Genomic DNA, 24,161 nt, shown 5'->3' with positions numbered 1-24,161 from the left:
GGAAGCGCGCTTAAGACGCCACGTCCCGCCGACACGCACGCAACGAAACCCGGCGAGTATCTGCCGAATCATAACAAAATGCTTACAGCTGCATGACGAGACGCACGCGCCAGACGTGCGCCATCGCTCAAGGCAGATCAGGTGTGTTCGCCGCCGCGAATGTAGTACTCGAGCTGCTGAATGGTGAACTGCTGCTCGGAGATGATGTTCTTCACCAAGTCCCCGATGGAAATCATGCCGGTCAGCTTACCGTCGTCGATCACCGGCAAATGGCGCATGCGCTTTTCCGTCATGAGCGCCATGCAGTCGTCCGTGGTCTGGTCGGGGCGGACGTAACGCACGTGCGAGGTCATGATGTCGCGCACCGGCGTCTGCTTGGACGAACGGTCCATCAGCACGACCTTGCGCGCATAGTCGCGCTCGGTCACGATCCCGACGATCTCCTCGTTCTCCGTGACGATCACCGCGCCGATATGGCGGTCGGCCATCAATCTGATTGCATCGTAGACCGATGCAGTTGCCGCGATCGTGATGACCGTCTGATCGGGTTTGGAACTGAGTACCTGTGCGACTGTTGCCATCGAGCGCCTCCGTCTGGCTTCGCGCGGCTCACCGGCCGATGAACACGCGCTTTTGTTGTGCGGAACCGATGTTGCGCGTAACGGGCGAGGCAGTTCGTCGTGCGACATGTAGCGCGGGCTTAAAAGTGACCGGCTGCATCGGCGAAAGTCCGACCGTGGAAAAAGTATAGATCAACCCCGGCTCGCGGATATGCGCCCGTCCGCTCGCATGTTTTCGCAAGCCCGCTGGACTTGCGTTTGCGCGCGCATGGCGCGTCGCCTTCAGTTTTGTCGATTCGTGCCGCTAATCAGACACGCGCGCCGCGATGCGCGCATCAAGCGGCGCAATGAGGCGCCGCTCATGGAGATGACAAAGGTGAGCAGTTCACAACAGGATATCGAGCAGCGCGTGCGGCTCGCGGGCAGCAACATGTTCGAGCTGCTTCTGTTCAGGCTCGGCGAGGCGCCGGGTTCGGAACAGCGCGAGCTCTACGGCATCAACGTGTTCAAGGTGCGCGAGATTCTCGCGATGCCGACGATCACCGCCGTCGCGGGATCGAGCGCGGCAATTCTCGGCGTCGCCGACATTCGCGGGCAGATCATTCCCGTGATCGATCTGGCGCGCATCACCGGATGCCGGCCGAAAAACGGTCCGAAGATCCTGCTCGTCACCGAGTTCGCGCGTACCACGCAGGGCTTCGCGGTCGAGGAAGTCGACGACATCGTGCGGCTGGAGTGGAATCAGGTGCTGTCGGCGGAATCGCATTCGGGCGGCAGCACGGTAACGAGCTTCGCGCGGCTGGACGGCAACGTCGACGGATCGCGTCTTGCGCAAGTGCTGGATGTCGAGCGCATCGTGCGGGAAGTGCTGCCGGGGCAGGAATCGGATATCACTGAGGAAAGCACGGGCCGCCTGCGGCTCAAGCCCGGCGCGCGCGTGCTCGCCGCGGACGACTCGGGCGTGGCGCGCTCGCTCATCGGACAGAGCCTCACCGCGATGGGCGTGCCCTTCGTCATGACCAAGACCGGTCAGGAAGCGTGGGACGTGCTGGAATCGGCGCTCAGAAAGGCGCAGAAGGACGGCACGGAAGTGTCGGATCAGATCGCGCTCGTGCTGACGGACCTGGAAATGCCGGAAATGGACGGCTTCACGCTCACGCGACGGATCAAGGCGGAATCCGGTTTGCAGCATATTCCGGTGGTGATCCACTCGTCGCTTTCGGGTTCCGCGAACGAGCAGCACGTTCGCAAAGTCGGAGCGAATGCGTATGTGTCGAAGTTCGAGGCTTCCGAACTCGCAACCGTCATGCGCGGCGCATTGGCCAACGCGGCCTGAAAACCGAGCGATCAAACAAAATCGGCGCCCGAGAAAACAGACCTTGTGAGTCTGTTTCTCCGGGCGCCGTTTTCTTTGCTTATTGCGTACTGGTCAGTCCGTTCAGCCGAACGATAATCCGGCCGGACTGCTTCGATCAGTGACCGAAGAAAACCGAGTTTGCGTTGTTATCGCCGTTGGCTTGCGCACGGTTGCCCGATTGAGCCAGCGAGTCACGCGAACCGCCGAAAGCGCGATTATCGCCATGAGCCGCTTCTTCAGCAGCAATGGTTTGTGCGCTCGGGCCTTGTTGCGAGCTCGGCGCGCCGACTGCCGGACGGTAAAACGGAGCCGGGCCGTAGCCGCTTGCAAATGCGGGTGCTGCGAGCGTGGCGGAAGCGGCGATCAAAAGAGTAGCGATAAGATTGCGTTTCATGGTGAGCTCCAAAGACGGTTGACGTTCAATCAGAAAGCGCCGCAGCGGTCTTGCGAGAAACTGTCTGCTACGTCGATGAAATGCAGTGTATACCCCTACTATCGTTTTTTTATCTCGATATCTTTCAATACACTTTTCACGCTGAACCAACAATCGCTGGCAGCACGATTGTGCTTAAGTTCTGAGTAGCCTTTTCGGATAAGGGTTTGCGGACGATGCAGTCCAGCAGCGGCGCGAACTTTGTTTAGCGGGGGCAAAACGATTATTTATCGCACGAGCGTGCAATAGACGGGTAACTCGGGCTGATTTCCGGCGTTATCTCTCAATGCACCTGCACGAGCTTTTCGATGAGCCGCACGAGCGCGGCCGGCGAACTGCCCTTCTGGCAATAACCGTCGAAACCGGCGTGAAGCCCTTGCGTCCTGACGAGTTCTTCACCGAGCGCGGTAAACGCAATGATCCCGGCGTCGCGCGTCTGAGCCACGCGGCGCAAGACACGGGCGGTGGCGAAACCGTCGTGCTCGGGCATGGTGATATCGAGAATGACGATGTGCGGGCTCCAACGATCCACCGCATGCAGCGCCTCGAGGCCGCCGAGCGCGACGCGCGTCTCGAAGCCATCGGCGAGAAAGGCGGCAGAGAGTGCCTCGGCGCTCGTGGCGTTGTCATCCACGATGAGAATGCGCCATTGCTTACGGTCGACGTCGACGCTGCGGTTGGTCCACAGCGAACACGGTTGAGAAGACGAGGTCAGCGAAGTCAGAGGCATGGCAATCCGGCAAATTCATTTTGCCGAACAGCCAGCAGGTTTCGGACCAGAGACGCGCGCCGCCGCTTCTCGGCGTGCGCGGTCAGTCTTTTTTGCTTTTGCGACGCTTGCCCGCGACCACTTCTTCGCGGTCACGCAGGCGCGCGTTTGCTTCCACGAGCGATGCGGCGTCGTGCTGACGCAAGGCCAGATCGAGTTCGCCGAGCGCCGCGAAAACCGCGTCCCGCTCCGCTTCTTCGTTTTCCGCCACGCGCCGGGCTTCCTTGTCGATCCGCTTGAAAAGCTTGCCGCCAAAGCGCGTATCCACCGCGCCTTCGCGCACGAGAACAGCGATCACCGAAGCCAGCCGGACCACGCCTGCTGCCGTGGTTTGCGTATCGCCATCCAGTTCATCACGGTCGTCCACTCTTGCCTCTCCCCAGTTTGGGCAAATGATTCGCGTCGATATCGTCCGATGCGAGGGCGCGCCGCGCCCTTCTTGCGTTGCGCCATGATACGCCCGCTTTGTGACAGCCATATTTGCACGGGTATGAAGAACCAGGCTCGCGCGCCCCATTCGACAGACGCGCGAGCAATGGCACACTAACGCCTGCCGCCCTGTCACGCCAGTCGATATCGATGACGCCGTTTAGCCACTGCCACCGACCGCCCGCATGAATCCCGCTACCCTGCATAGACCGTCCTACGGCTCCGACTTCTCCGGCCTCGTCTGCGGCTTCCGGTTTCATCTCGACCAGCCGGGCGTTGCCATCGACGCCGACACCGCGAGCGCTTGGCTCGCCCGCGACGATACGTCGAAGGAATTCATCTGGCTGCACTTCGATCTGGCCAATAGCGCGTGCGAACGCTGGATGCGCACGCGGCTCGGCCTTCCCGACACATTCTTCGAGACGCTCAGCGAAGGCTCGCACTCGACGCGCATCGAGCATAAGGAAGGCGCGTTGTTCGCCGTCATCAACGATGTGATCTTCAACTTCGAACTGACGCCGTCCGAGATCGCCACCTTGTGGGCGTATACGCATCACAAGATTCTCGTCACCGCGCGCATGAAGCCGCTGCGTTCCGTTGACTCCCTGCGCGAATCGGTGCGACGTGGCGAGCTGTTTCGTTCGCCCGCGGAATTACTCGCGCATCTGCTGCGCGATCAGGCGGAATTGCTCGTGCAGATCGTGCGGCGCACGAGCGTGGAAGTGGACGGCATAGAAGACCGCTTTCTGTCGCTGCATTCGCCCACGAGCCGTTCGGATCTCGGCGCGTTGCGACGCGTGCTCGTCAGGCTGCAACGCCTGCTCGCGCCGGAACCGGGCTCGGTATTCCGGCTGCTTGCGCGTCCGCCGCGCTGGCTGCACGCGCAGGACATTCAGGAATTGCGCGACGCCACCGAGGAATTTTCGCTCGTGCTCAACGATCTCGCGGGACTCGTCGAGCGCATCAAGCTCTTGCAGGAAGAGATCGCGACGCGCATGGACGAGCAGAGCAATCGCACGCTGTTCACGCTGACGCTCGTGACCGTGCTCGCGTTGCCGATCAATATCGTCGCGGGTTTCTTCGGCATGAATGTGGGCGGCATTCCGCTCGCGGAAAATCATCACGGCTTCTGGCTGCTCGTGTTGATCGTCGCGAGCTTTACCGTGCTCGCGGGATGGTGGGCGTTTCGCCGCCGTCGCAACATGTGAGCGTACGCGCGTGTTAAAAGCCGAGATCGCTCAGGCCGGGATGGTCGCCCGGCCTGCGTCCGAGCGGCCAATGATATTTGCGATCCGCTTCCCGAATCGGCAAGTCGTTGATCGACGCATGGCGGTGCGTCATGAGACCCGCCTCGTTGAATTCCCAGTTCTCGTTGCCATAACTGCGATGCCAGTGGCCCGAATCGTCGTGCCATTCATAAGCGAAACGCACGGCAATGCGATTCCCCGTATACGCCCACAGTTCCTTGATGAGTCGATAGTCCAGTTCGCGATCCCACTTGCGCTGCAGGAACGCTTCCACGGCGGCCCGGCCGTCGACGAATTCCGCGCGATTGCGCCAGCGGGTGTCCTGGCTATAAGCCAGTGCGACTTTCTTCGGGTCGCGCGTGTTCCAGCCATCTTCGGCGGCACGGACTTTCTGCACGGCGGTTTCGGCGGTGAACGGCGGGAACGGCGGTTTGCTTTCCATGGCGAACTCTCCTTTGCCTCTGACATGTAGTCGATATGGGGAGACAGGTCTGTCTACCTGCGGCCTACTCTAGCGCAGGTAGACGAACCTGTCTACAATCGATTGCATGAATACGCATACCGAAGTCACGGAACTCACGCCCGACGCGCGCATCCTGCAAACGGCTCACGATCTCTTCTATCGCGACGGCATTCGCGCGACCGGCATCGACCGGGTGATTGCGGAATCGGGCGTCGCGAAGAAAACGTTCTACCGTTATTTTCCGAGCAAGGACGATCTGATCGTCGCGTTCCTGGCGTTCCGTCACGAGAACTGGATGACGTGGTTTCGCGACGCGCTCGCGCGTCACGGCGGCTCGCTCTCAGCGCTCGTGCCCGCGCTTGCCGAGTGGTTCGGCGGCGACACGTATCGCGGCTGCGCGTTCATCAATTCGGTGGTGGAAGTGGGCGGCACGTTGCCGCCGGCCGTGGATATCGCGCGGCGGCACAAGCAGGATATGACAGCGGCAATTCGCGCACTCATGCCGGCATCGCGCACAGCCAAGGCCGATGCACAAGCGCTGGCGCTCGCCGTGGATGGCGCCATAGTCGCCGCGCAATTCGCCGACTCCCCCGCCGATGCATTGAAGGCGCTCGCACGCGTGGTGCGAGCGGTGAAACGCGGAGCGAGCGCGGACTAGAACGACCCGCCGCTCGCTTTCGCCGATGCCGTGAGCGCCGTCTGCGCGCTGCAACACAACTTCGCGTTCATGGCCTCGATATCGTTCGTGCTCAAGGTCGCGACATCGGCCTTCAGTTTCAGGAACGCGACGATGGCATCGTAGCGAGAGCGCAGCAGATCGCGGCGCGCGGTGTAAAGCGCGTCGATGGATCGAAGCACATCCGTGCCCGAACGGCTGCCAACCTTGTAGCCGATCTGCGTGGCATCCAGCGTGTCTCGCGAGGATTGCACGAGATGCGTGAGCGAATCCACCCGAATCCGTTGACGCGTATAGCGAGCAAAGTTGTCGCGCGCGGACGCTTCTGCTTGCCTGGATGCCAGCAGATACGCCTGCTCCTCCTTGTCCGCGAGCGCGAGCGTCTGCTTCACGCGCGCCTGAACCTCGCCGCCCGAGAACAGCGGTATCTGCACCTGAAACATGGCCGTGGTGGTAGTCGTAGGCCGTGAGTAGCCGGATGCAGCGCCCGCAGGCTGATAAGTGCCCGTAATGCTTGCGACGGGATAATGCGCGGCGCGCGCCTTCGCGGTATCGAACTTCGCGATCTCCCAGCCGAGTTGCTTCGACTGTACCGAATAGTTGGACGCCTTCGCCTGCTCGGTCCACGACTCTTCGCCGTCGGAAAGGGCGGGCAAGGTCATGCCTGGGGGCAACGCAAGTAACGCCGAGAACGGCTGGCCGGTGACTTGCTCGACCGCGCGGCGTTTCGTCGATACATCTTCCTGCGCATCCGCCTGCTGCAATTGGGCTTGTTCGCGCGCGGTGTCGGCTTCTCGCTGGTCGATGAGCGTGGCCTCACCCGCCGCCCGCTTGCGACGCACCTGATCGAGCTGCAAGTCGATGGCCGCGAGATAGTCCGCCGTGCGCTTCTGCTCGTCTTCCGCGGCGAGCTCATCGAAATAAGCCTGCACCGCGCGAAGGATCGACGCCTGTTGCGCCCCCGCGAAGTCCACCGCGCCTTGCGCCACCGTGAAATCCGCCTGACGATACGCGGTCCACTTGCTCCAGTCGAAGAGCGGTTGCGAGACGGTCACCATCCAGCCGTTCTGCCAATAGTCCTGACGCGGAAAGCCGTCCATGACGATGCGGTTATACGCGCGTCCCCAGCCGCCTCCGACTTGCGGCAGCAATGCGGCGCGCGCGATCGGCACCGCTTGCTTCGCGGCCTCGTAGCTTGCGCGCGCCTGCGCGAATTCGGCGTCGTGACCGAGCGATTGTTGAACGACCGCCATGAGATCGTCGGCATGGGCGAACGACGCGTGTATCAACATACCGAGCAGCAAGCTGCGCTTCAACGATTTATGCATGAGCTTCTTCTTCCGGCGTCGCAACCACAGGCGCTTGGCCTTCGCGCACGAGTCCACCATCCTCGAAGCGATAGCGCGTATCGAAAGCCGAAGCCAGCGACATATCGTGCGTAATCACGACGACGGTGCGATCGAGATTGCGCAACAACCCGGCGATATGCTTCACCGATGCAGGATCGAGATTCGAGGTCGGTTCGTCGAGCAGCAATAGCTCGCGATTTTGATAGAGCGCGCGCGCCAGCAACAGACGCTGCCGCTGCCCCGCTGATATATTCGCGATGGTGTCGCTAATGACAGTGCGCGTTCGCATTGGCAAACGCATGATGTCGGGTAACAAGCCGACGTCGTCGAGCAGCTTGTGGATGCGCTCCTCGTTCGCCTGGCCCGTGAAGAGCGTGATGTTGTCCGCGATCGATCCGTGCAGGATGATGTCGCCCTGACGCATATGCGCCTGATGCCGGCGGATTTCATCGACGGCGAGATTCGGCCAGGCGATGTCGTTGAGCGCGATATGCCCTTCCTGCAACGGCTCGGCCGCCGACAGTAACTTGAAGAGCGTGGACTTGCCGCTACCCGACGGCCCCGTGATGACGATCTTGTCACCCCTGCGCACTTCGAAGCTCGCGTTCTTCAGAACCGGTTGGTCCGAAATGCCATAGCTGAACGTCACATCGCGCACGTCGATACGCTCGAAATGACGCACTTCGGTGGCACGCTGCGCATCCGCGAGCGGCGTATAGCGTTCGTTCTCGTTCTCGGCGATATCGTCCACGCGCGCGGTCGGCACGCTCAGCATGAAGTACTGGAACATCGCGTTGATGGCGCTCGCAAAGCGCTCCGACATAAGCGACTTGTAGATCAGAAACGAATAGAACACGCCGACCGACACCTTGCCGCCCAGCATAAGACGCGCCGCCAGATACGTGATGATGATGGTATCGGCATAATTGACGAGCTTGAGCATGCCGTCGCGCGTGCAGGTCAGCCGGCTGCTCTTGAGAAGCGCCGCTGCGTAAGCCTTGTAGACGGTCATATAGATGGCCGTGCGGCGGGTCTCGCCTTGCGCGAGCTTGAGCAGCGAAGCCGCGCGGATGGTCTCGATCAGCGAGTCGTCGCAACGGGCCGAGGTTTCGAGCACGAGCGCGTGATTGTCGCGCATGGCCGCGAACATGCTGAGCGCAACCGCCACATACACGGCGAAAACGACGAGCGCGACCACGGCAAGCTGGCGGCTCTGAATGAACATGAGCACGAGCGCGAGTGCGCCGACTGCCAGATCGATATGCAAGGAAATGGCGGAGCGCGTGGCGAACACGCTGATCTCGTCCTGCGCCTTCACGCGCGCGAAGACGTCGCCGACGTGACGCTTCTCGAACCATGACATGGGATTGCGCAGCAAATGGCCGATCAGCCCCTCGGTCATGTTGATCTGCGTGACGTTATAGAGCAGTTCAGTCAGATACTTCTGCACGAATTCGCTCAGCGCGCCAAGCACGAAGATGCTTGCGAACGTCATGATCAGCACGTTCAGCAAGTTGCGATTGTCCGCGGCGACCACGTAGTCGAGCACCAGATTGCCGAAGTACGGCGCGGCGAGAATGGCGAACTGACTGCCGAGCGCGACGAACAGCACCTTGGCGATGAGCGCCGTGAGGTCCGGATTAAGTGCGCGCACGCGCTTCAACGCTGCGGGCACGCGCGATTTCGCGCGGATGCGCGGCATTTGCGGCGTAGGCGCGAACTCCAGCAGAAAGCCGGAGACGGCGGAGCGGAACGTGTCCATCGAGATACGCCGGCGGCCGCTTGCCGGATCGAGCACGCGCACGTAGCCGTGACTCGCCTTTTCGAACACCACGAAGTGCGAGCCGCCGAAATGCATGAGCGAGCCCTTCTTGACCTGCGAGAGATCGTTGGGATCGAAGCGGTATGCCTGCACCGCAAGGCCGAAATCGGTGGCGACATCGTACAGGTCCATCAAGCTCAGCCCGTTCGCCGAAATGGGCTTGTAGCTCGACAACTCGCGTACTTCGGTCGCCCGGCCGAGATGCGACAGCACCATGGCCAGACACGCATAGCCGCATTCGGCCACTTCATTCTGATAAATTACCCGCACCATCAACCTCTCAGCATTCGGAACAAGGGCGCCAGCACCCATTCGGCAATCGTCCTTCGCTCGACGACGATGCTCGCCGTCGCCCGCATCCCCGGCAAAATCTTGAAATGCTGTCCCTCGAAGTCGAAGGTGTTGCCGCGCAGCGTGGCCCATGCGAGGTAATCGCCTTCGCCTTCTTTCGAGCTATCCGTCTGTTCGGTCGGATCGGGCGCGCCTGGTGTGCCGGGTGGACTGGGCGGGCTCGCCGGCAGCACGGTGGTGCCGGAGATGGAGTCGATGCGCGCCTCGTACGTGCCAAATTTGGCGTACGGAAATGCATCGAACTTGAGCCGCACGATCTGACCTTCGCGCACGAAACCGCGACGCCGAGAAGGAATGCTCAACGCGGCGCGCAAGGGCCCGCTCTCGTCTGTCGCGATGACCATCGCCACGTCGGCCGTCGTCAACATGCGGCCCGCGACGAGGCCCGAAAACGTGACCGTGCCGCCCTTCGGCGCGGACACGGTCGCGTCCTGACGTTCGCGTTCGAAGCGCGTGCGCACGTCTTGCACGTCGCGCTCATGTTGCGCGTCGAGGCCGCGCAATTGCGCTTCGAGATCGGCTTGCGTGCTGCTCGACGCGCTGACTTCGCCCGCCAGTTGCTGCTGACGCGCGACGCTTTGCGCGGCCGTCGCCTTGCCCTGATGAACATCCGCGCGAGCCTGTTCGACCTTGTCGGCGGCAACGTAATCCGCCACCGAATCCAGACGCGCCAGCCGCTGCTGGAACTCGCCGACCAGTTGATTGTTCTGCGCGATCTGCGCGTTGAGCGCCCCAAGCTCGGCGCGGCGGCTCACTGCTGTCAGGCGCGCCGATTCGCGCTGCGCATTCAACTGGATGCGGCGCTCGTTGTACTGCGCGTCGATGGAGCGAATCTGGTCATCGCGCATTTGCTCGTCGAATACTTGTCGGCGACGTCCGTCTGTCGTCAGCGAGAAATCCCGCTGCAGCCGAAAGAGCGGCGTGCCGGGCTGCACCTTTTCGTCCGTGCGCGCGTAGATGCCCGACACCAGTCCACTCAAGCCTTGAATCTTGACCTCGGACGGAGACATGACTTCGCCACTGACATCCTGCTTCAGTTCGACCTGATGGAAGAACGCGAAAGCGACGGCGGCGACAGTAAAAATGGACGTCGCGTAGGCTATCCATCGCCACGGGACGTCTTTGAATTCGGGAAGATCGGTCGGCTGCATGAGAATGAAGGCTGGCTTCGCTGCGTGGTCTGCACCGGGTGCGTGACGCGCAGATTCGGTTGCGCTGATTAGCGATTGGGAGCGAACGAATACATGGCGGGATGACCGCCCGGAGTCCACTGCTGATAGTTATCGGTCAGCGCGCTTTCGATGTAATTTGCGAGCCGCTGGGGCGCGTCGGGCGCGGCGAGCGGAATGTGGTCGAAGATATGCGCCTCGAAATGTCCGCGCTCGAAGCGCAAATAAAACGGCAGCAACAGCGCATTGAAACTCTCGCCCATGCGGAACACGCCGTTATGAATACGCGCGCTGCGTCCGAACATTCTGACCTCGGCGGTCTCCATGGGATAACGATGCATGGTGAATGGCGGCACGTCGGAGAACAGAACGACGACGCCATCGCGTTTCAGCGAACGCGCCACGCGCACGCCAAGACCATTGCGATTCGCATCACCATAGGTGTAAAGCACTTTAATGCCGGGAATGAGCTTGTGATCGTCGCCATATTGATTCCTTGGCACGCCCGAAACCACCGAAAGCGACTTCAGGTCGAGCAAGGCGACAAGCCGCTCGACGATATAAATATTCGCGTATTGCGAGACATAGTGAAAGGGCGAGACAAACACGGGCTGATTCGGCACATCGCGTTTGAGTTGCCTGATTCGCGCCGCCAACTTCTCCGCGATTGCGTCTAACTCGGGCAGGGCTTCGTGCTTGCGAATATCGCGGCCGAAATAAATGCGCTGGTCGATCAACTTTTCCAGTTGCGCTGCCGCGCGTGAACGCTTTATTTGCACGGCTGGCAAATGCAGGATATCGCGCGCGATCTCTGCGCGAATGTTGCCGTGCGCGCGGCAGACGGCATTGAATAAACCGTTGACGCGCAGCATGATATTCGCGAGCTGTTCCGCTTTGGTCATCGGAATACGTCCGATCACCGCGCGCTTCACGCGATGTCGACACACCGCGAGCCACTTTCTCAGCATTGGGCGCAACGATGCCATGGTATTTTCTGTTAGATATTGAGAAAGCGGATCTCGCACTCTTAGGCGAGATTGGATACAGCGCGGATTATCCGTTCTTTACCCTTGCGATGACCTCTCGCGGAGAGCAAACCAGGAGAGGTCAAAAGCCAAGCAATCAATCGCCAGCACTACCCTGTTGGCCACCACTTACCGCCGCCCGGGAAGTGCTAAGAGGATATTCGATTTAGCCCGTGATGTAGATGTTGATCACGGTTTGCGACTTAGCCGACGAACCCTTGTTGCAGCCGCCTGCGATGTCAGCGTATTGGAGTGCGTTACGTTCGATTTTTTGCATGATTGCCTTGAAACTATTTTTAGATTGACGATACGCGCAAGAATTCAAGTATGAGGTTCTTGCGAATTACATTGCCTTTGATATCCGAATCTTGCTGAATATCAAAGGAAGGCGAATGATACGGCATCCCGAAACGAATTTAAACTTCGATAATTCCGAAAAATAAAACTGGTCATAGGGGTATATACATGCCCACAGGCAATCAAATAAAGTTTGTGATTGCCGAGAAGCCCTTATCGGTTGCTTCAATTGAGCTTTCATTGTCATCGTGGACTGTTTTTTAAAGGCAAACGACAACGGGGCCACTGGCCCCGTCGTTCAATCGCTTCTTCGGACAGAATGAAACCGTCAGCTGACCGCCACGGAGATTCTTGCCTTGTCGTTGAAGTTCCCAGACGTAATGGAAATGGAAACGTTAGTATTTGAACTGGAATTGCTCGACGTCTTGGCTTCACCACCGGCGATATAGCATTCGCCCAGCGCATCTCGATCGATCTTATGCATAAATATGGTCCTGTTTGTTGCTAAGTAGGAAGATTTGCTTGAGCCAGTTTTAACAGGCAATCAGAGACTACATACCGACTCCGTGGAATCAAATAAGTAGTTTTGCCAGCTATGTTTAACGATGCGATTGAAACCTTAGTTATAAGTGAAGTTCACCGTAGCCGATGCCGTCACCGTGCCGCCGGTCATCGTGCCGAGCCTATAGTATTGGGCGACCATCGGAACGGTCATCGAACCCGAAGCGTCCGCTGCGCCCAGCGTGAGCGCGCTATCCAACGCGAGAGGCGAACCCGTACTGTCACCCACATTCGTGGCCTTGAGCAATTGCACGCCCACTTGCGCAGCAGTACCCGTGTTTTTCAGGACGCTTGCCACCGTATCGATGGTTCCATTGACGGTCATCCCTATATTCGTGCCGGCCGCGCAACTGACCAGCTTGACGTTGAACGCCTGCGCGGAGTTGGTTGCGCCAACGGCTGCAAAGTCGGTCGTTTTAGCCTGTTGAAGCGTGATTGTCTGATTAACGGAATCCGTATCCACCGTGCATGTCGGCAAGATGATCGTTCCGGTGAAATTGAGCGTGGCATCGGCGGCAAATGACGAATGCGCGGCAACGAGTGCAAGCGCGGCCACGCCGGTTTTCAAAAGCTTCATTCGAGTTTCTCCTTTGTGTTGATGAGCGGTCAGACAATGCGCGGCGATATCTCGGTGCAAATTCGCCGCGCGTTGTCACAGATAAAGCACGGTCAAGGTCATCGTGGCGTTGGCGGGTCCCGCACTCAGCGCGCCGGTGCGGTAGTAACGGGCCGTCATGGGGAGCGTGTAACTGCTATTGCGCGTGCCGTCGAATCCGCTCAACGTGCGGTTGACGCCAAAGCCGAATACCGAGCCCGTGCTGTCATACAGCTGGATGCCCACGCCGCCCGCACTCGGACTGCCATTCAGCGCGGCCACGTCGGTGAAGCCGGCAATGGTTCCGTTAGTCGGATCGATCCGGTACTGCACGCTGTGGATCAATCCAGCCGACGTATTCGGCACCGCCGCACCGGCCGGGCAATTGTTGAAGCTCAGATTGAAGCCGATGACCTTGCTAGGCGCGGCTCCGACGGATGGCAGGTCGGCTGGTCCCTGCGTTCCCATTGGCACGGTCACGTCCGGTGTCTCGCAGGTCAGAACGGTAATCACGACCGGCGTGATGTTGAAGTCGATCACCCCGGCGGACAGCACGTTGCCAGCGGGCGGTGGTGTCAAGGTCTGCCAGGAGAAGGCCTGGGCGATCGTTCCCGCGAGTGTGCCGGGTGTCACGTCTCCGATCTTCACCAAAGCCACGATCAATTGCCCGCCGTTGTAGATCGTGCCGGGGTAGTTCCACTGCGAACCCATCTTTTCGAACGAGCGAAGGTTCGTCTGTCTGCCATCGGGGACGACGTAACCGCCCATCGCGATGCCTATACCCGGCACAGTGGTCGGGTACACAGCGAACGCAACGCCGTTGTAGGTCACGGTATATGTGGTTCGACTGTCCGTCGTCACTCCCGCGGTCTCGAAGTCGGTCCCCGTGTACACGGAGCCAACCACGGTGCACGTGTAATAGTCGCTCTTCAATGGCGACAGTGACCATGCGGTCAAGATCGACCCATTTGGCAGATCGCGCGCAACGGCCACGGCGGCGGGCATCGAAAGCGTGAATGCACTGTAGTTGGACCGGCAAGTAGCGGAATCCGCATATGCATTCGCCGGTAACAGCGCCCACGCGACGAGCCAGCACAGCAGAGCGCGCACCAGCGCCGAGGCGACCTTGTCGATCATACCCATATGGTTTTCTTGATTAATCATCGCGTCTTCTCCTCACTGACACACGCCATCGCCGATGGAGATCGAATTGGGTTTGGTTGCATCGACGGACTGCGGCAACTGATAGCGCACCACGCAACGCTGGCTGGCTCCGTCGCCCCATTTCACGTTCAACGCGCCCGCGTCCGCCTTCAACCCGGTAGCGATGATGCGGCTGCCTTGCGCCACGGTACCGACGGTGTGGGCGTCGCCGTCGAATACCTCGGCACCGAACGGCAGCGGCGTGCCATCGGCCTGCGTCACGCGCATGACCGCTGGCTTGCCCAGGTTTTCGGTTTCGAACTTCAGGGCGACCACCGCACCGGCGGTCGGCGCCGTGCGCTGCACCGTCGACTTCAGCGCGATGTTGAGCGGCAGACCCTTGGGGTCGATTTCGACCTCGTTGTTCGAATAAGGCTGCATGCCCGAGATGACCGCATGCCCCCAACGGTCGACGCGCAAGCCCGCACCATTCGCGAGGCGCGCGCCTGCCGCGTCCTTGGCTTCGACCACGGCGACCGTATCGCCCATATTCGGGGTGAACGCCACGCCGTCGCGCCACGCGACCACTCCGCCGGAAATGCCCGCGCCGACCTGCGAATAGTGGCGTCCGGTACTGGCGTTTGCGGTCATCAACGCGAATGGCGACATGTAGCCGACGTTGCCGCCAGCGCTCGTCGAACTGCCCGAGCCATTTCCGCCGTCGCTGTAGTTGGCGTTGACGCCGTAGCTGAACGCGTTGTCCGCGCCGAGCGTTCCTGTCACCGATTCCTGCAACGTGGAGCTTCTATCGCTCGTATCGTGCTGGAAGGTCGTGGACGATTGCGGTGCGTGCGCGCCGAAGCCGAGCGGCACCATGAGGTTGAGCATGATGCGGTTATCCCAGCGATTCGTGTTCACTTGATACTGACGCACCGCCGATACGCCATACGTCAGGCGTCGCCAGCTATTGCTGTAGCCGATCTGAAATTGCGTGTCGTGATCGGACCGGTTCCAGTAGTTTTGAATCGATCCCACGGCATACACCGAGCCGTACTTGCCGCCCTCGCCCAGACTCTGATTCAGAACGAACTGAACGCGCGACTTCTGGCGAGCATCGAGAAAACCTGGTTGATGGTCTTCGTACAACTGGCGCAGCGCGACGGCATCCTGCAGCGTGTAAAAGCCATTGGTCGAATAGCGATAGGCCGCGACCGCGATATTCGTATTCGTCGGCTCGAACAGACGGCTGAAGCTCAAGCGCACACTCGCGCCATTGTGCGTGCCGTAGCCCTTGAAGCTCGCGGTGGCGTGGCTCACGTCGAGGCCGAATGCGCCGACGCTCGTATTCAGCGCGGCGCCGACCATGCCGGAGAAATACATATCTCCGCCGATCATGCCGCCGTAGAGCGTCACGAGATTGTTGACGCCGTGCTGCACCGTTGCCTGCGAGACGAACGGATGAATATCGATGCTCGGATCGCGGTACTGACCGATGGTCGCGCTATAGCGGGTGACGCCGGGTCGCAACGCGTTCACCGCCGCCGCATAAGGCACGGTGGAAATGTGCTGCGAGCCGTCGGCTTCCGTGACGATGACATCGAGATTGCCGCCGTAACCCGTCGGATAAAGATCGTTGATCTCGAATGCGCCGGGCGCGACGGTCGTCTCGTAGATGATGTTGCCGTTCTGCCTGACCTGCACCCGCGCGTTGCTGTTTGCAATGCCGTGCACCACGGGCGCATAGCCGCGCTGCGACTCGGGATACATGCGGTCGTCGGTGCCGAGCGTGACGCCGCGCACTCCGTAGCTGTCGAACAGCGCGCCGTCCGTGAAGGTATCGCCGGCGGTAAGCTGGCTCTTGATGTCCCTGAACGAACGCTGCACGTAAGTCTGCACGCTCTGATAGTGCTGACCGCCGATGGTGTTGTGCGTCAGGTTGCCCTGATAGCGAAAGCGCCACGGTCCCGCATTGATGCCGCCGATCAGCCCGAGATACTGCGAGTCGTTGTTGTATCCGCCGGACGAGCTGTGATAAACGTTCGCGTTGTACTGCAGCGTGCCCGCGTTGATGCCGTCGTCCCAGTACTTCGGATCGACGTAGCCGCGTGCGCGCGAATTCATCGCGATTTGCGGAACGGAGACGTCGAGACGCTGCTCGCCGTTGTCGAACGACGCGGTTGCTCCAGCAATGAGATCGGGCAACGTAAGGCAGGCATCGCCCGCGTTATCGAGCTTCGCCGATGCCTCCGGCGACAGCTTGCGCAGATCGACACCCATGCGATCGAGCAGGTCCGCATTCACGCAAGGCTGCATGGCGACAACACCCGCGCCTGCGCCCGCCTCGCGGATATCGATATCGAACTTGCCTTTCCAGACGGCGTTCACGTAGGTATCCGCGCGATACGTTCCAGGCAGAATCTCTTGTCCCTTGTTGAAGCGCGATATGTCCAGCTTTTCGCCGCTGCCGTTTTCGAGGAATTGTTCGTTGAATTCGACGGCCGCGATCTGCTGGGTAGAATCGGCCCATGCGTGAGCGCTCAAGCCCATTGCGGCCAATGCCTGAAGCGTGAACAGGCTGATGGGTCTCAGGCGCATGCCGGACACATGAGCGCTTCGGTATTGCATATTCATTTAGTGTTCCGAAATTACGGCAACAGCGTGACTCGGCACGCTATGCGGCATGCTCCGAGTTCATCCTTAACGAGTGATGGCGATGTTCAGCGCAACGCTGCGCTATCGCGGGGAATCGGCCTGCTGGGCAGGCCCGACGAGAAGCCTGCGAATGACTCAGGGCGCCAGACTGGCATCGCCGTCCTGCGGGCCGCCGTAGTCGTTGATTGCGGTATAGCGAATCTTCGTGCTGTTCGCGGGCACCTCGCCCTTGAGTGGGAAAGCCCTGCTTTCGCCCGGGCCTACCATGCCGCCGTCAGTGAACTCCGATGCACTCGCGCCGTTGCTAACCTGCACGCGGTCGAACGACACGTGATACTGCGTGGGGTTACTCGCCTCGATCGAGTTCTTGCCGCCATCGTGTTTGAGATGCCACACGATCTGTCCTGGCGCGTCCGTTGCCTGGCCTTTGAGGCCACTCGGGCGATAGAAAAACTTGATGCGCGTGCGAAATGCAAGCTGCAGCTGGTTCGCGCTCGCTTCGTCGCCCGTGGGTTTCGGCGGCACTTCGAGCACGTTCAAATAGAAGATGCTTTCCTTGTCCGCAGGCAAAGGCTCGCCCGTCGACATGATCCGCAAGGTCTGCGATTTACTCGGATCGATACGCATGATCGGCGGCGTGATGGTGAACGGCACGTCGATGGCGTCCGGCTTGATGTTCGGATCGCCCTTGTCCATCCACACCTTGGTCAGGCCGGGAAGCTTGCCGTTGTTGGTCAGCTTCACCGTGACTTCGGAATCGCTTTGATTGAAGACGACGCGCGTGCCGGCAATCACCACCGACGCATTCGCGGAAGGAATGAACCCTTGCATCGCGACGATAAATGCCGCGGTCGTTATGAGTCTCTTTGCCACTTTCATGTTGACGTAATGCCCGAAACGGAGCGCGAGTGTAAAGATAAAGCGGGCTCGCGCCCGCATATGTACGGGTCTTCAACCGATGATCGCGCCGAAGACCCCGTTCCACTACCGCAAGATCACATGTAGTCGATGCTGTAGATCACGGACGAGTTGGCTGCGCCAGCGGTCGTCGCGCCCGTCGCGTAATACTGAACTTGATAGCTGAGCGATGCCGCGCCGCTGGAGATGTCGGCCGACTTCACGTTCTGCAGCTCACGCGAGTAGCCTGCCTTGATCATCGAACCATCGGAGTTCAGGAGTTGCAGCTTGACGTTGCCCGCGCCGCCCGTGGCCACGATCAGGCGACCATCGTTCGCATCGACCGTTGCACCGGCTTCATAGAACACGCCCGCTTCGCTCGTTGCCGTAACCGGCGCGCAACCCGTCAACGCGATGTTGTACGAAGTCGTGCCGGCCGTCTGGCCCGATGCCGTCAGGGTCGACGTGGAAACGGTCGGCAGCGTGACCGTGAAGTCCTTGCTGCTGGTGCCGTTGCCGTTGATCGTGCAGGTCGTGGCCGTCAGCGCGCCATTGAACGTGATGGTGCCGTCCGACGCGAACGCGGCGCTTGCTACGAGGCCCAGTGCTGCGGCGACCATCGCCGAGATCAAGGATTTTTTCATTTGGATATGCTTATAAAAATTGACAGGGATGAGTCGTCAGATCAAGCTGAATGTTCGGCCGCGAAAGGCGGTCGCACACTCCTCGAACTTGACGCCCAAATGCCGCATCTCGGCTTCCAGGTTTGCTACAGATAGACATCCGCTTACGCGCTACGTTTATCTCGTCTGGTTGAAATGCGAAGCGCAACGATAATCGAGACCGTCGAGAAACGGCACTCGATTTTTCCTAATTTGTCAGGGAATAGTTAGTGATGCGATAAATGCTGCCTGACGCAAGCAGCAGCTCTGTTCGACGTGACTTTGGTCAGCGAACATCCGACGGCATGCAAGGCGCTCGCCTGCTTCGATTGCGCTTCAGCAGTTATCTTGACCGCCCCGCCGCGGTCACGCGGCGCAATGGTGCCAACGAGCCGTCATCACACCTGCATCGCCGGCGAGAGCGCCATCTCGATCGATTCGGCGAGCTTCGCAAACGCGGGCGCGATCTCATCGTTCGGCACGCACGCGTAGCCGAGCATGAGACCGGGACGCGCGGCATCCGCGTTCATGTAGTAATTGGCTAGCGGCCGTGTCACCACGCCCGCCGTCATTGCGTGACGCGTGATTTCGCGGTCGTCGACGTGTTCCGGCATGCCCAGGACGAAGTGCAGTCCGGCTTGATCGCCGTGCACCGCGAGCGTATTGCCGAACCGCGCGCGAATGGCGTTGATGAGCAATTCCCTTCGTTCGCCGTATAGCCCGCGCATGCGCCGCACGTGCGAGGTGAGATGCCCGTCGAGAATGAATTCGGTGAGCACGGCCTGCTGCATCAGTTGCCCTTCGCGATACAGCTCCGCGACGCCCGTGCGAAACGTATCGACGAGATTTTCCGGCACCACCATATAGCCCATGCGCAAACCGGGGAACAGCATCTTGCCGAGACTGCCGACATAGATCACCTGTCCGGCGTCGTCGAGTCCCTGCAGCGACGAAAGCGGCCGGCTGCCATAGCGAAACTCGCTGTCGTAATCGTCCTCGATGATCCACGTGCCATGTTGCCGCGCGAACTCCAGCAAAGCGCGACGCCGCGCGAGGCTCATCACCATGCCGAGCGGATACTGATGCGAAGGCGTAACCAGCGCGATACGCGGCGGCGTGGCCATGTCACGCGCGTTCGGATTCAAGCCTTCGTCATCTACGGGCACGGGCACGAGCAACAGCCCGGACGACTGCAGGACGCTTCGCACGCCCCAGTAACACGGTTCTTCGACCCACGCGCGGTCGCCGAAATCGGTGAGCAGACGCACGGTCAGATCGATCGACTGATGGATGCCCGTCGTGATGATGATCTGATCGGGCGAGCACTTGACCGAGCGCGCGACACGCAAATAGTCCGACAACGCGCGCCGCAGCGGCCGGTAGCCGCCGCCGGGCGCATAGGTCAGCAAATCGGGATTCGCGCGCTTCCAGAGCCGCGCTTGCAAGCGGCTCCAAGTTTGCGCGGGAAACTCGCGTACATCGGGCACGCCGGGCATGAACGCGCCCCACTGTTTCGGCGATACCCCCGCCTGCGAGATCAAGCGCGCGCCGCGTTGCGAAATCGCGCAGGGCTTCTGAGCGGCGTCGGCGCTCGACTTGGCGCCCGGCTTCGCAGCGGCGCGTTCGCGCGGCGCCGTATCGGCCACATAGGTGCCGCTGCCGGTCGTCGACGTGACATAGCCTTCGGCCGTCAACTGGTCGTACACGTGCAGCACGGTATTGCGCGCGATGCCGAGATCGCTTGCCAGCATGCGCGAACTCGGCAGCTTGGTGCCGGGCGCAAGTTGACCGGTCAGGATGGCCTGCTGCATGAGTTCCAGCATCTGCCGGTACATCGGCTCCGCCTGCGAGCGTTCGACGAGTCGCGTACTCAGCCAGTCCGCGAGGATGATGGTATCCATGAATTTCCCCGAGCCCTCAGGAACCTCGCCAGAAGGCAAAGTGGTTCCAAGTTGAATATTGAAATGGCTCCACATTGTAGAACCGTCACGGGCTATAGTTATCGCAGGCAGTGGAAAAATTTCCGAGCGCCGCAAAGGCGCCGGTCAGGCGCCGTAGAGGCTTGATACAGGCCGCTCCCAGCTACAACGCATCGATTTCCGAAGGAGACACGGAAGATGAAATCCGATCAGGTGATCGTCAGTTTTCGCGGCGTTAGAAAGACTTATGACGGGGAAACCCTAGTCGTCAAATCGCTCGACCTCGATATCTATCAAGGCGAATTCCTCACGCTGCTCGGGCCGTCCGGTTCGGGCAAGACCACTTGCCTGATGATGCTCGCGGGCTTCGAATTCCCGACTGGCGGCGAGATCTGGCTAGACGGCAAGTTGCTCAACAAGGTGCCGCCGCATAAGCGCGAGATCGGCATGGTGTTTCAGAACTACGCCTTGTTTCCACATCTTTCCGTGCAGCAGAACGTGGAATATCCGCTCACGGTTCGCAAGATGTCCGCCGAGGAACGCGCGCATCGCGTCGACAACGCACTCAGGATGGTGCGCATGGAGAGCTTCGCGAAACGTTACCCGGCGCAATTGTCGGGCGGTCAGCAGCAGCGCATCGCGCTCGCGCGCGCGCTCGTATTCGAGCCCAAGCTCGTGCTGATGGACGAGCCGCTCGGCGCGCTCGACAAGCAACTGCGCGAGCACATGCAGTACGAACTGAAGTCGTTGCACGAGAAGCTTGGCGTGACCTTCGTATATGTCACGCACGATCAGGGCGAAGCGCTCACCATGTCGGACCGCGTCGCGGTATTCGACAAAGGCATCGTGCAGCAACTCGATACCGTGGACCATCTCTACGAAGCGCCGTGCAACGAGTTCGTCGCCAACTTCATCGGCGATAGCAACCGCTTGCGCGGCACCATCGAGCAAACACAAGGCGAGTTCTGCGATATCCGCCTGGCCGACGGCACGCGGCTTTCCGGGCTGAATGTCGCGAAGGCGAAGGCGGGTGCGTCGGCTATTGCCTGCATCCGGCCCGAGCGCATGAAGCTCGCGGCCATCCGCGAACAGAACCATGCGACACATAACGCGCTCGCTGGCGAGGCCAAGAGCCTCATCTATTTCGGCGATCACGTACGCATGCGCTGCGGCGTACGCGAACAGGACGAATGCTTCGTGAAAGTGCCACTCGGCAATGCGTTGCTCGATACCTTCACGCCCGGCGCGCCCGTCGCGCTTGAATTCGCTCCCGAGCATTTGCGCGTATTTGCCTAAAGCGGCGCGCGCTTCATCGCTTTTGCTTTGCCTACTCGCAAGTCCACTGCTAACACCAAGCCAAAAAGGAAGAGAGGAAACCACCATGAAGAAGTTCGCACTGTGCTCCATGGCGTCGGCGGCGCTCGTGTGCATGTCGGGCGCATCCGCATTCGCGGCGGAACTGACCGTCGTCAATTTCGGCGGCGCGAACGGCGATGCGCAAAAGGCCGCATTCAATCAGCCTTACGAAAAATCATCGAGTAACAAGGTCACGGCCGTCGAATACAACGGCGAGCAGGCCAAGGTCAAAGCGATGGTCGAAGCGAAGCACGTCAACTGGGATGTCGTCGAAGTCGAATCGGGCGATCTGGGACGCGGCTGCGACGAAGGTCTGTACGAAAAGCTGGACTGGTCGAAGATCGCTAAGAAGTCGGAACTCGTCACCGAATCGCCGCAAACTTGCGGAGCCGGCTTCTTCGTCTGGTCGACGGCGCTCGCCTATAACGCCGACAAGCTCAAGGGCGCGCCGGCCGGCTGGGCAGACTTCTGGGACACGAAGAAATTCCCCGGCAAACGCGGCATGCGCAAGGGCGCGCGCTACAACCTCGAATTCGCGCTGATGGCCGACGGCGTCCCGCCGAAGGATGTCTACAAGGTGCTCGGCACGAAAGCCGGCGCCGATCGTGCGTTCAAGAAGCTCGAAGAACTGAAGCCGAATATCCAGTGGTGGGAAGCGGGCGCGCAGCCGCCGCAATTCCTCGTCGCGGGCGATGTCGTGATGTCGACGGCCTATAACGGACGTATCGATGCCGCGCGCAAGGAAGGCAAGAATCTGAAGGTCGTCTGGAACGGCAGCATTTATGACCTCGATTACTGGGCCATTCCGAAGGGGTCGCCGAACAAGGATGTCGCGACGCAGTACATCGCATATTCGGTGTCGCAGCAGCCGCAGGAAACGTACGCGAAGAACATCGCCTATGGTCCGGTGAACAAGGCGGCCATCGCGGCGCTCGATCCGAAGATCCAGGCCGACATGCCGAATTCGCCCGCCAACGCGAAGAATGCCGTGCTGCAGGACATGGCGTTCTGGACCGATCACGGCGACGAGCTCGAACAGCGCTTCACGGCGTGGTCGTCGAAGTAAGCGTTTTTTGGTGAAAGCACGGCTGCGTTTCGTGCAATGCGAACCGCAGCCAACGCCAAGCCTTTGCATGGATAGGAGACAGAAAGCGTGAACACCATGACGATCGCCGCGGACGACACGCGCGAATCGAGCGCGCGACTCAAGCGCGAACTGAAGCTCGTCGATGCGAAAAAGCGCGCAATGGCGCTCGCGCTGATTGCGCCGCTCGCCATTTTTCTGTTCCTGATCTTCGTGGTGCCAATCGGTGCGCTGCTCACACGCGCCGTGCAGAACCCCGAAGTTGCGAACGCGCTGCCGCACACGGGCGCGGCGCTCGCAAGCTGGGATCGCAAAACCGCGCCGCCCGATGCCGCTTATGCCGCGCTCGCGCAAGATCTCACCGCGATACAGGACGGCGAATCGTTGGGCGCGCTCGCTCGCCGACTCAACACCGAGATTCCGGGCTATCGCTCGCTGGTTGCAAAAACTGCCCGCGCGATGCCGCTCGCCGCGGACGACGGCAAGCCGCTCGCCGCGCCGCAGATTCGCGCGAAGATCGTCGAACTCGACGAGCGCTGGAACGATCCCGCGTATTGGCAGGCAATCGCGAAAAACGCCGGTCGATATTCGCCGTTTTATCTGCTCGCTTCGCTCGATCACCGGCAGGACGGTTTCGGTGACATCGAGCATGCAGGTCCGGATCAATCCATCTATTTGAACGTCTTTGGACGCACGTTCGTGATCGGCGTCGCGGTGACGTTTTTCGCGCTGCTGCTCGGTTATCCGCTCGCGTACTGGATTTCCATGCTGCCCGCGCGCCGTGCCAATCTCGTGATGGTGCTCGTGCTGATTCCGTTCTGGACCTCCGTGCTGGTGCGTGTCGCCGCGTGGATCGTGCTGTTGCAAAGCGAAGGGCTCGTCAATAAGGCGCTGCTCGCGAGCGGGCTGATTGGTTCGCCGCTCGCGCTGCTGTTCAATCGCGTGGGCGTTTATATCTCGATGACGCACATTCTTCTGCCCTTCATGATTTTGCCGCTCTATAGCGTGATGAAGTCCGTGCCGCCGACTTATCAGCGCGCGGCTGTTTCGCTTGGCAGTCATCCGTTCGCGGCGTTCTGGCGCGTGTATGTGCCGCAGACTTATCCGGGCATCGGGGCCGGCGTGCTGCTGGTGTTTATCTTGGCGATTGGTTACTACATCACGCCGGCGCTTCTCGGCGGGCCGAACGACCAGATGGTCAGCTACTACATCGCGTATTTCACGAACGTAACGATCAACTGGGGCATGGCTTGCGCGCTCGGTGCGCTGCTGCTTGCCGCGACGCTCGTGCTTTATGTCGTCTACGGTCGATTCACGCGCTCGAACGTAAGCCTGGGGTAAGACA

The 24,161-nt window shown here is 60.5% G+C and carries 22 protein-coding genes; 6 read left to right on the top strand and 16 right to left on the bottom strand.

Going from position 1 to position 24,161, the window contains the following annotated elements; genetic code table 11:
* Nucleotides 1-137: 137 nt before the first annotated feature.
* Nucleotides 138-581 carry a CBS domain-containing protein gene (locus NCT04_RS17130; protein ID WP_250466713.1) on the bottom strand — a complete coding sequence of 148 codons (444 nt, stop codon included), beginning with the start codon at nt 579-581 and terminating at the stop codon, nt 138-140.
* A 355-nt stretch (nt 582-936) separates the two neighbouring features.
* On the opposite strand from NCT04_RS17130, the gene NCT04_RS17125 reads away from it, so the two are divergent.
* Nucleotides 937-1,896: a chemotaxis protein gene (locus NCT04_RS17125; RefSeq protein WP_250466712.1), complete on the top strand. Its 960-nt coding sequence runs from the start codon at nt 937-939 to the stop codon at nt 1,894-1,896.
* A 136-nt stretch (nt 1,897-2,032) separates the two neighbouring features.
* On the opposite strand, the gene NCT04_RS17120 is transcribed toward NCT04_RS17125, so the two are convergent.
* The 3 genes from NCT04_RS17120 to NCT04_RS17110 all read right to left on the bottom strand — a co-directional run bounded on the left by NCT04_RS17120 (nt 2,033) and on the right by NCT04_RS17110 (nt 3,486).
* Nucleotides 2,033-2,311: a hypothetical protein gene (locus NCT04_RS17120; protein WP_244828532.1), complete on the bottom strand. Its 279-nt coding sequence runs from the start codon at nt 2,309-2,311 to the stop codon at nt 2,033-2,035.
* 322 nt (nt 2,312-2,633) lie between these two features.
* Nucleotides 2,634-3,080 carry a response regulator gene (locus NCT04_RS17115; RefSeq protein WP_250466710.1) on the bottom strand — a complete coding sequence of 149 codons (447 nt, stop codon included), beginning with the start codon at nt 3,078-3,080 and terminating at the stop codon, nt 2,634-2,636.
* Between the two features lie 82 nt (nt 3,081-3,162).
* Nucleotides 3,163-3,486 (bottom strand): hypothetical protein, encoded by a 324-nt coding sequence (locus NCT04_RS17110; protein WP_244828535.1) that lies wholly within the window; start codon nt 3,484-3,486, stop codon nt 3,163-3,165.
* 247 nt (nt 3,487-3,733) lie between these two features.
* On the opposite strand from NCT04_RS17110, the gene NCT04_RS17105 reads away from it, so the two are divergent.
* Entirely contained in the window at nt 3,734-4,756 is a 1,023-nt protein-coding gene (locus NCT04_RS17105; RefSeq protein WP_250466709.1) for a transporter, read from the top strand.
* Nucleotides 4,757-4,769: 13 nt separating this feature from the next.
* Here the strand turns inward: NCT04_RS17105 and NCT04_RS17100 are convergent, their stop codons facing one another.
* Nucleotides 4,770-5,237 (bottom strand): nuclear transport factor 2 family protein, encoded by a 468-nt coding sequence (locus NCT04_RS17100; protein WP_250466708.1) that lies wholly within the window; start codon nt 5,235-5,237, stop codon nt 4,770-4,772.
* Nucleotides 5,238-5,343: 106 nt separating this feature from the next.
* On the opposite strand from NCT04_RS17100, the gene NCT04_RS17095 reads away from it, so the two are divergent.
* Nucleotides 5,344-5,916, top strand: a complete 573-nt coding sequence (locus NCT04_RS17095; protein ID WP_250466706.1) for a TetR/AcrR family transcriptional regulator — start codon at nt 5,344-5,346, stop codon at nt 5,914-5,916.
* Here NCT04_RS17095 and NCT04_RS17090 read toward each other — a convergent pair.
* The 11 genes from NCT04_RS17090 to pdxR form a co-directional block, all read right to left on the bottom strand.
* On the bottom strand, nt 5,913-7,262 hold the full coding sequence (locus tag NCT04_RS17090) for a TolC family outer membrane protein (RefSeq protein WP_250466704.1): 1,350 nt from the start codon (nt 7,260-7,262) through the stop codon (nt 5,913-5,915). The two genes, NCT04_RS17095 and NCT04_RS17090, sit on opposite strands and share 4 nt — an antisense overlap.
* Entirely contained in the window at nt 7,255-9,375 is a 2,121-nt protein-coding gene (locus NCT04_RS17085; protein WP_250467443.1) for a peptidase domain-containing ABC transporter, read from the bottom strand. Before NCT04_RS17085 ends, NCT04_RS17090 begins: the two co-directional genes overlap by 8 nt.
* A gap of 2 nt (nt 9,376-9,377) precedes the next feature.
* Entirely contained in the window at nt 9,378-10,607 is a 1,230-nt protein-coding gene (locus NCT04_RS17080) for an HlyD family secretion protein (protein ID WP_244828543.1), read from the bottom strand.
* A 68-nt stretch (nt 10,608-10,675) separates the two neighbouring features.
* Nucleotides 10,676-11,611: a lysophospholipid acyltransferase family protein gene (locus tag NCT04_RS17075; protein WP_250466702.1), complete on the bottom strand. Its 936-nt coding sequence runs from the start codon at nt 11,609-11,611 to the stop codon at nt 10,676-10,678.
* Nucleotides 11,612-12,275: 664 nt separating this feature from the next.
* Nucleotides 12,276-12,431 (bottom strand): hypothetical protein, encoded by a 156-nt coding sequence (locus tag NCT04_RS17070; protein WP_250466701.1) that lies wholly within the window; start codon nt 12,429-12,431, stop codon nt 12,276-12,278.
* 135 nt (nt 12,432-12,566) lie between these two features.
* Nucleotides 12,567-13,085, bottom strand: a complete 519-nt coding sequence (locus tag NCT04_RS17065) for a fimbrial protein (protein ID WP_250466700.1) — start codon at nt 13,083-13,085, stop codon at nt 12,567-12,569.
* A gap of 75 nt (nt 13,086-13,160) precedes the next feature.
* Nucleotides 13,161-14,267, bottom strand: coding sequence for a fimbrial protein (locus tag NCT04_RS17060; protein ID WP_250466698.1), 1,107 nt, complete (start codon nt 14,265-14,267; stop codon nt 13,161-13,163).
* Between the two features lie 12 nt (nt 14,268-14,279).
* A complete protein-coding gene (locus NCT04_RS17055) occupies nt 14,280-16,877 on the bottom strand; it encodes a fimbria/pilus outer membrane usher protein (protein ID WP_250466697.1) in 2,598 nt (865 codons plus the stop codon).
* Between the two features lie 156 nt (nt 16,878-17,033).
* A complete protein-coding gene (locus NCT04_RS17050; protein WP_244828563.1) occupies nt 17,034-17,777 on the bottom strand; it encodes a fimbria/pilus periplasmic chaperone in 744 nt (247 codons plus the stop codon).
* Nucleotides 17,778-17,893: 116 nt separating this feature from the next.
* Complete coding sequence (locus NCT04_RS17045; protein ID WP_244828565.1) at nt 17,894-18,439, bottom strand: fimbrial protein; 546 nt, start codon at nt 18,437-18,439, stop codon at nt 17,894-17,896.
* Between the two features lie 416 nt (nt 18,440-18,855).
* Nucleotides 18,856-20,358 carry a MocR-like pyridoxine biosynthesis transcription factor PdxR gene (pdxR, locus tag NCT04_RS17040; RefSeq protein ID WP_250466695.1) on the bottom strand — a complete coding sequence of 501 codons (1,503 nt, stop codon included), beginning with the start codon at nt 20,356-20,358 and terminating at the stop codon, nt 18,856-18,858.
* A 216-nt stretch (nt 20,359-20,574) separates the two neighbouring features.
* On the opposite strand from pdxR, the gene NCT04_RS17035 reads away from it, so the two are divergent.
* The 3 genes from NCT04_RS17035 (at nt 20,575) to NCT04_RS17025 (ending at nt 24,157) form a co-directional block, all read left to right on the top strand.
* On the top strand, nt 20,575-21,672 hold the full coding sequence (locus NCT04_RS17035) for an ABC transporter ATP-binding protein (protein WP_250466694.1): 1,098 nt from the start codon (nt 20,575-20,577) through the stop codon (nt 21,670-21,672).
* An 85-nt stretch (nt 21,673-21,757) separates the two neighbouring features.
* A complete protein-coding gene (locus tag NCT04_RS17030) occupies nt 21,758-22,798 on the top strand; it encodes an ABC transporter substrate-binding protein (RefSeq protein WP_250466692.1) in 1,041 nt (346 codons plus the stop codon).
* An 87-nt stretch (nt 22,799-22,885) separates the two neighbouring features.
* On the top strand, nt 22,886-24,157 hold the full coding sequence (locus NCT04_RS17025; protein ID WP_250466690.1) for an ABC transporter permease: 1,272 nt from the start codon (nt 22,886-22,888) through the stop codon (nt 24,155-24,157).
* Nucleotides 24,158-24,161 lie beyond the last annotated feature (4 nt).

Source organism: Caballeronia sp. GAFFF2 (assembly GCF_023631485.1).
Taxonomy (GTDB): Bacteria; Pseudomonadota; Gammaproteobacteria; order Burkholderiales; family Burkholderiaceae; genus Caballeronia.
Note: the sequence above shows the minus strand (reverse complement) of the source record. Positions and strands in the feature narration are given on the sequence as shown.

Bases quoted from the DNA above. Each gene is read 5' to 3' on its own strand.
- NCT04_RS17080 (WP_244828543.1), bottom strand. From the start codon at position 10,607: ATGCAGCCGACCGATCTTCCCGAATTCAAAGACGTCCCGTGGCGATGG.
- NCT04_RS17035 (WP_250466694.1), top strand. From the start codon at position 20,575: ATGAAATCCGATCAGGTGATCGTCAGTTTTCGCGGCGTTAGAAAGACT.
- NCT04_RS17030 (WP_250466692.1), top strand. From the start codon at position 21,758: ATGAAGAAGTTCGCACTGTGCTCCATGGCGTCGGCGGCGCTCGTGTGC.
- NCT04_RS17050 (WP_244828563.1), bottom strand. From the start codon at position 17,777: ATGAAAGTGGCAAAGAGACTCATAACGACCGCGGCATTTATCGTCGCG.
- NCT04_RS17070 (WP_250466701.1), bottom strand. From the start codon at position 12,431: ATGCATAAGATCGATCGAGATGCGCTGGGCGAATGCTATATCGCCGGT.
- NCT04_RS17065 (WP_250466700.1), bottom strand. From the start codon at position 13,085: ATGAAGCTTTTGAAAACCGGCGTGGCCGCGCTTGCACTCGTTGCCGCG.
- NCT04_RS17115 (WP_250466710.1), bottom strand. From the start codon at position 3,080: ATGCCTCTGACTTCGCTGACCTCGTCTTCTCAACCGTGTTCGCTGTGG.
- NCT04_RS17120 (WP_244828532.1), bottom strand. From the start codon at position 2,311: ATGAAACGCAATCTTATCGCTACTCTTTTGATCGCCGCTTCCGCCACG.
- NCT04_RS17105 (WP_250466709.1), top strand. From the start codon at position 3,734: ATGAATCCCGCTACCCTGCATAGACCGTCCTACGGCTCCGACTTCTCC.
- NCT04_RS17095 (WP_250466706.1), top strand. From the start codon at position 5,344: ATGAATACGCATACCGAAGTCACGGAACTCACGCCCGACGCGCGCATC.
- NCT04_RS17055 (WP_250466697.1), bottom strand. From the start codon at position 16,877: ATGAATATGCAATACCGAAGCGCTCATGTGTCCGGCATGCGCCTGAGA.
- NCT04_RS17130 (WP_250466713.1), bottom strand. From the start codon at position 581: ATGGCAACAGTCGCACAGGTACTCAGTTCCAAACCCGATCAGACGGTC.
- pdxR (WP_250466695.1), bottom strand. From the start codon at position 20,358: ATGGATACCATCATCCTCGCGGACTGGCTGAGTACGCGACTCGTCGAA.
- NCT04_RS17100 (WP_250466708.1), bottom strand. From the start codon at position 5,237: ATGGAAAGCAAACCGCCGTTCCCGCCGTTCACCGCCGAAACCGCCGTG.
- NCT04_RS17045 (WP_244828565.1), bottom strand. From the start codon at position 18,439: ATGAAAAAATCCTTGATCTCGGCGATGGTCGCCGCAGCACTGGGCCTC.
- NCT04_RS17075 (WP_250466702.1), bottom strand. From the start codon at position 11,611: ATGGCATCGTTGCGCCCAATGCTGAGAAAGTGGCTCGCGGTGTGTCGA.
- NCT04_RS17090 (WP_250466704.1), bottom strand. From the start codon at position 7,262: ATGCATAAATCGTTGAAGCGCAGCTTGCTGCTCGGTATGTTGATACAC.
- NCT04_RS17060 (WP_250466698.1), bottom strand. From the start codon at position 14,267: ATGATTAATCAAGAAAACCATATGGGTATGATCGACAAGGTCGCCTCG.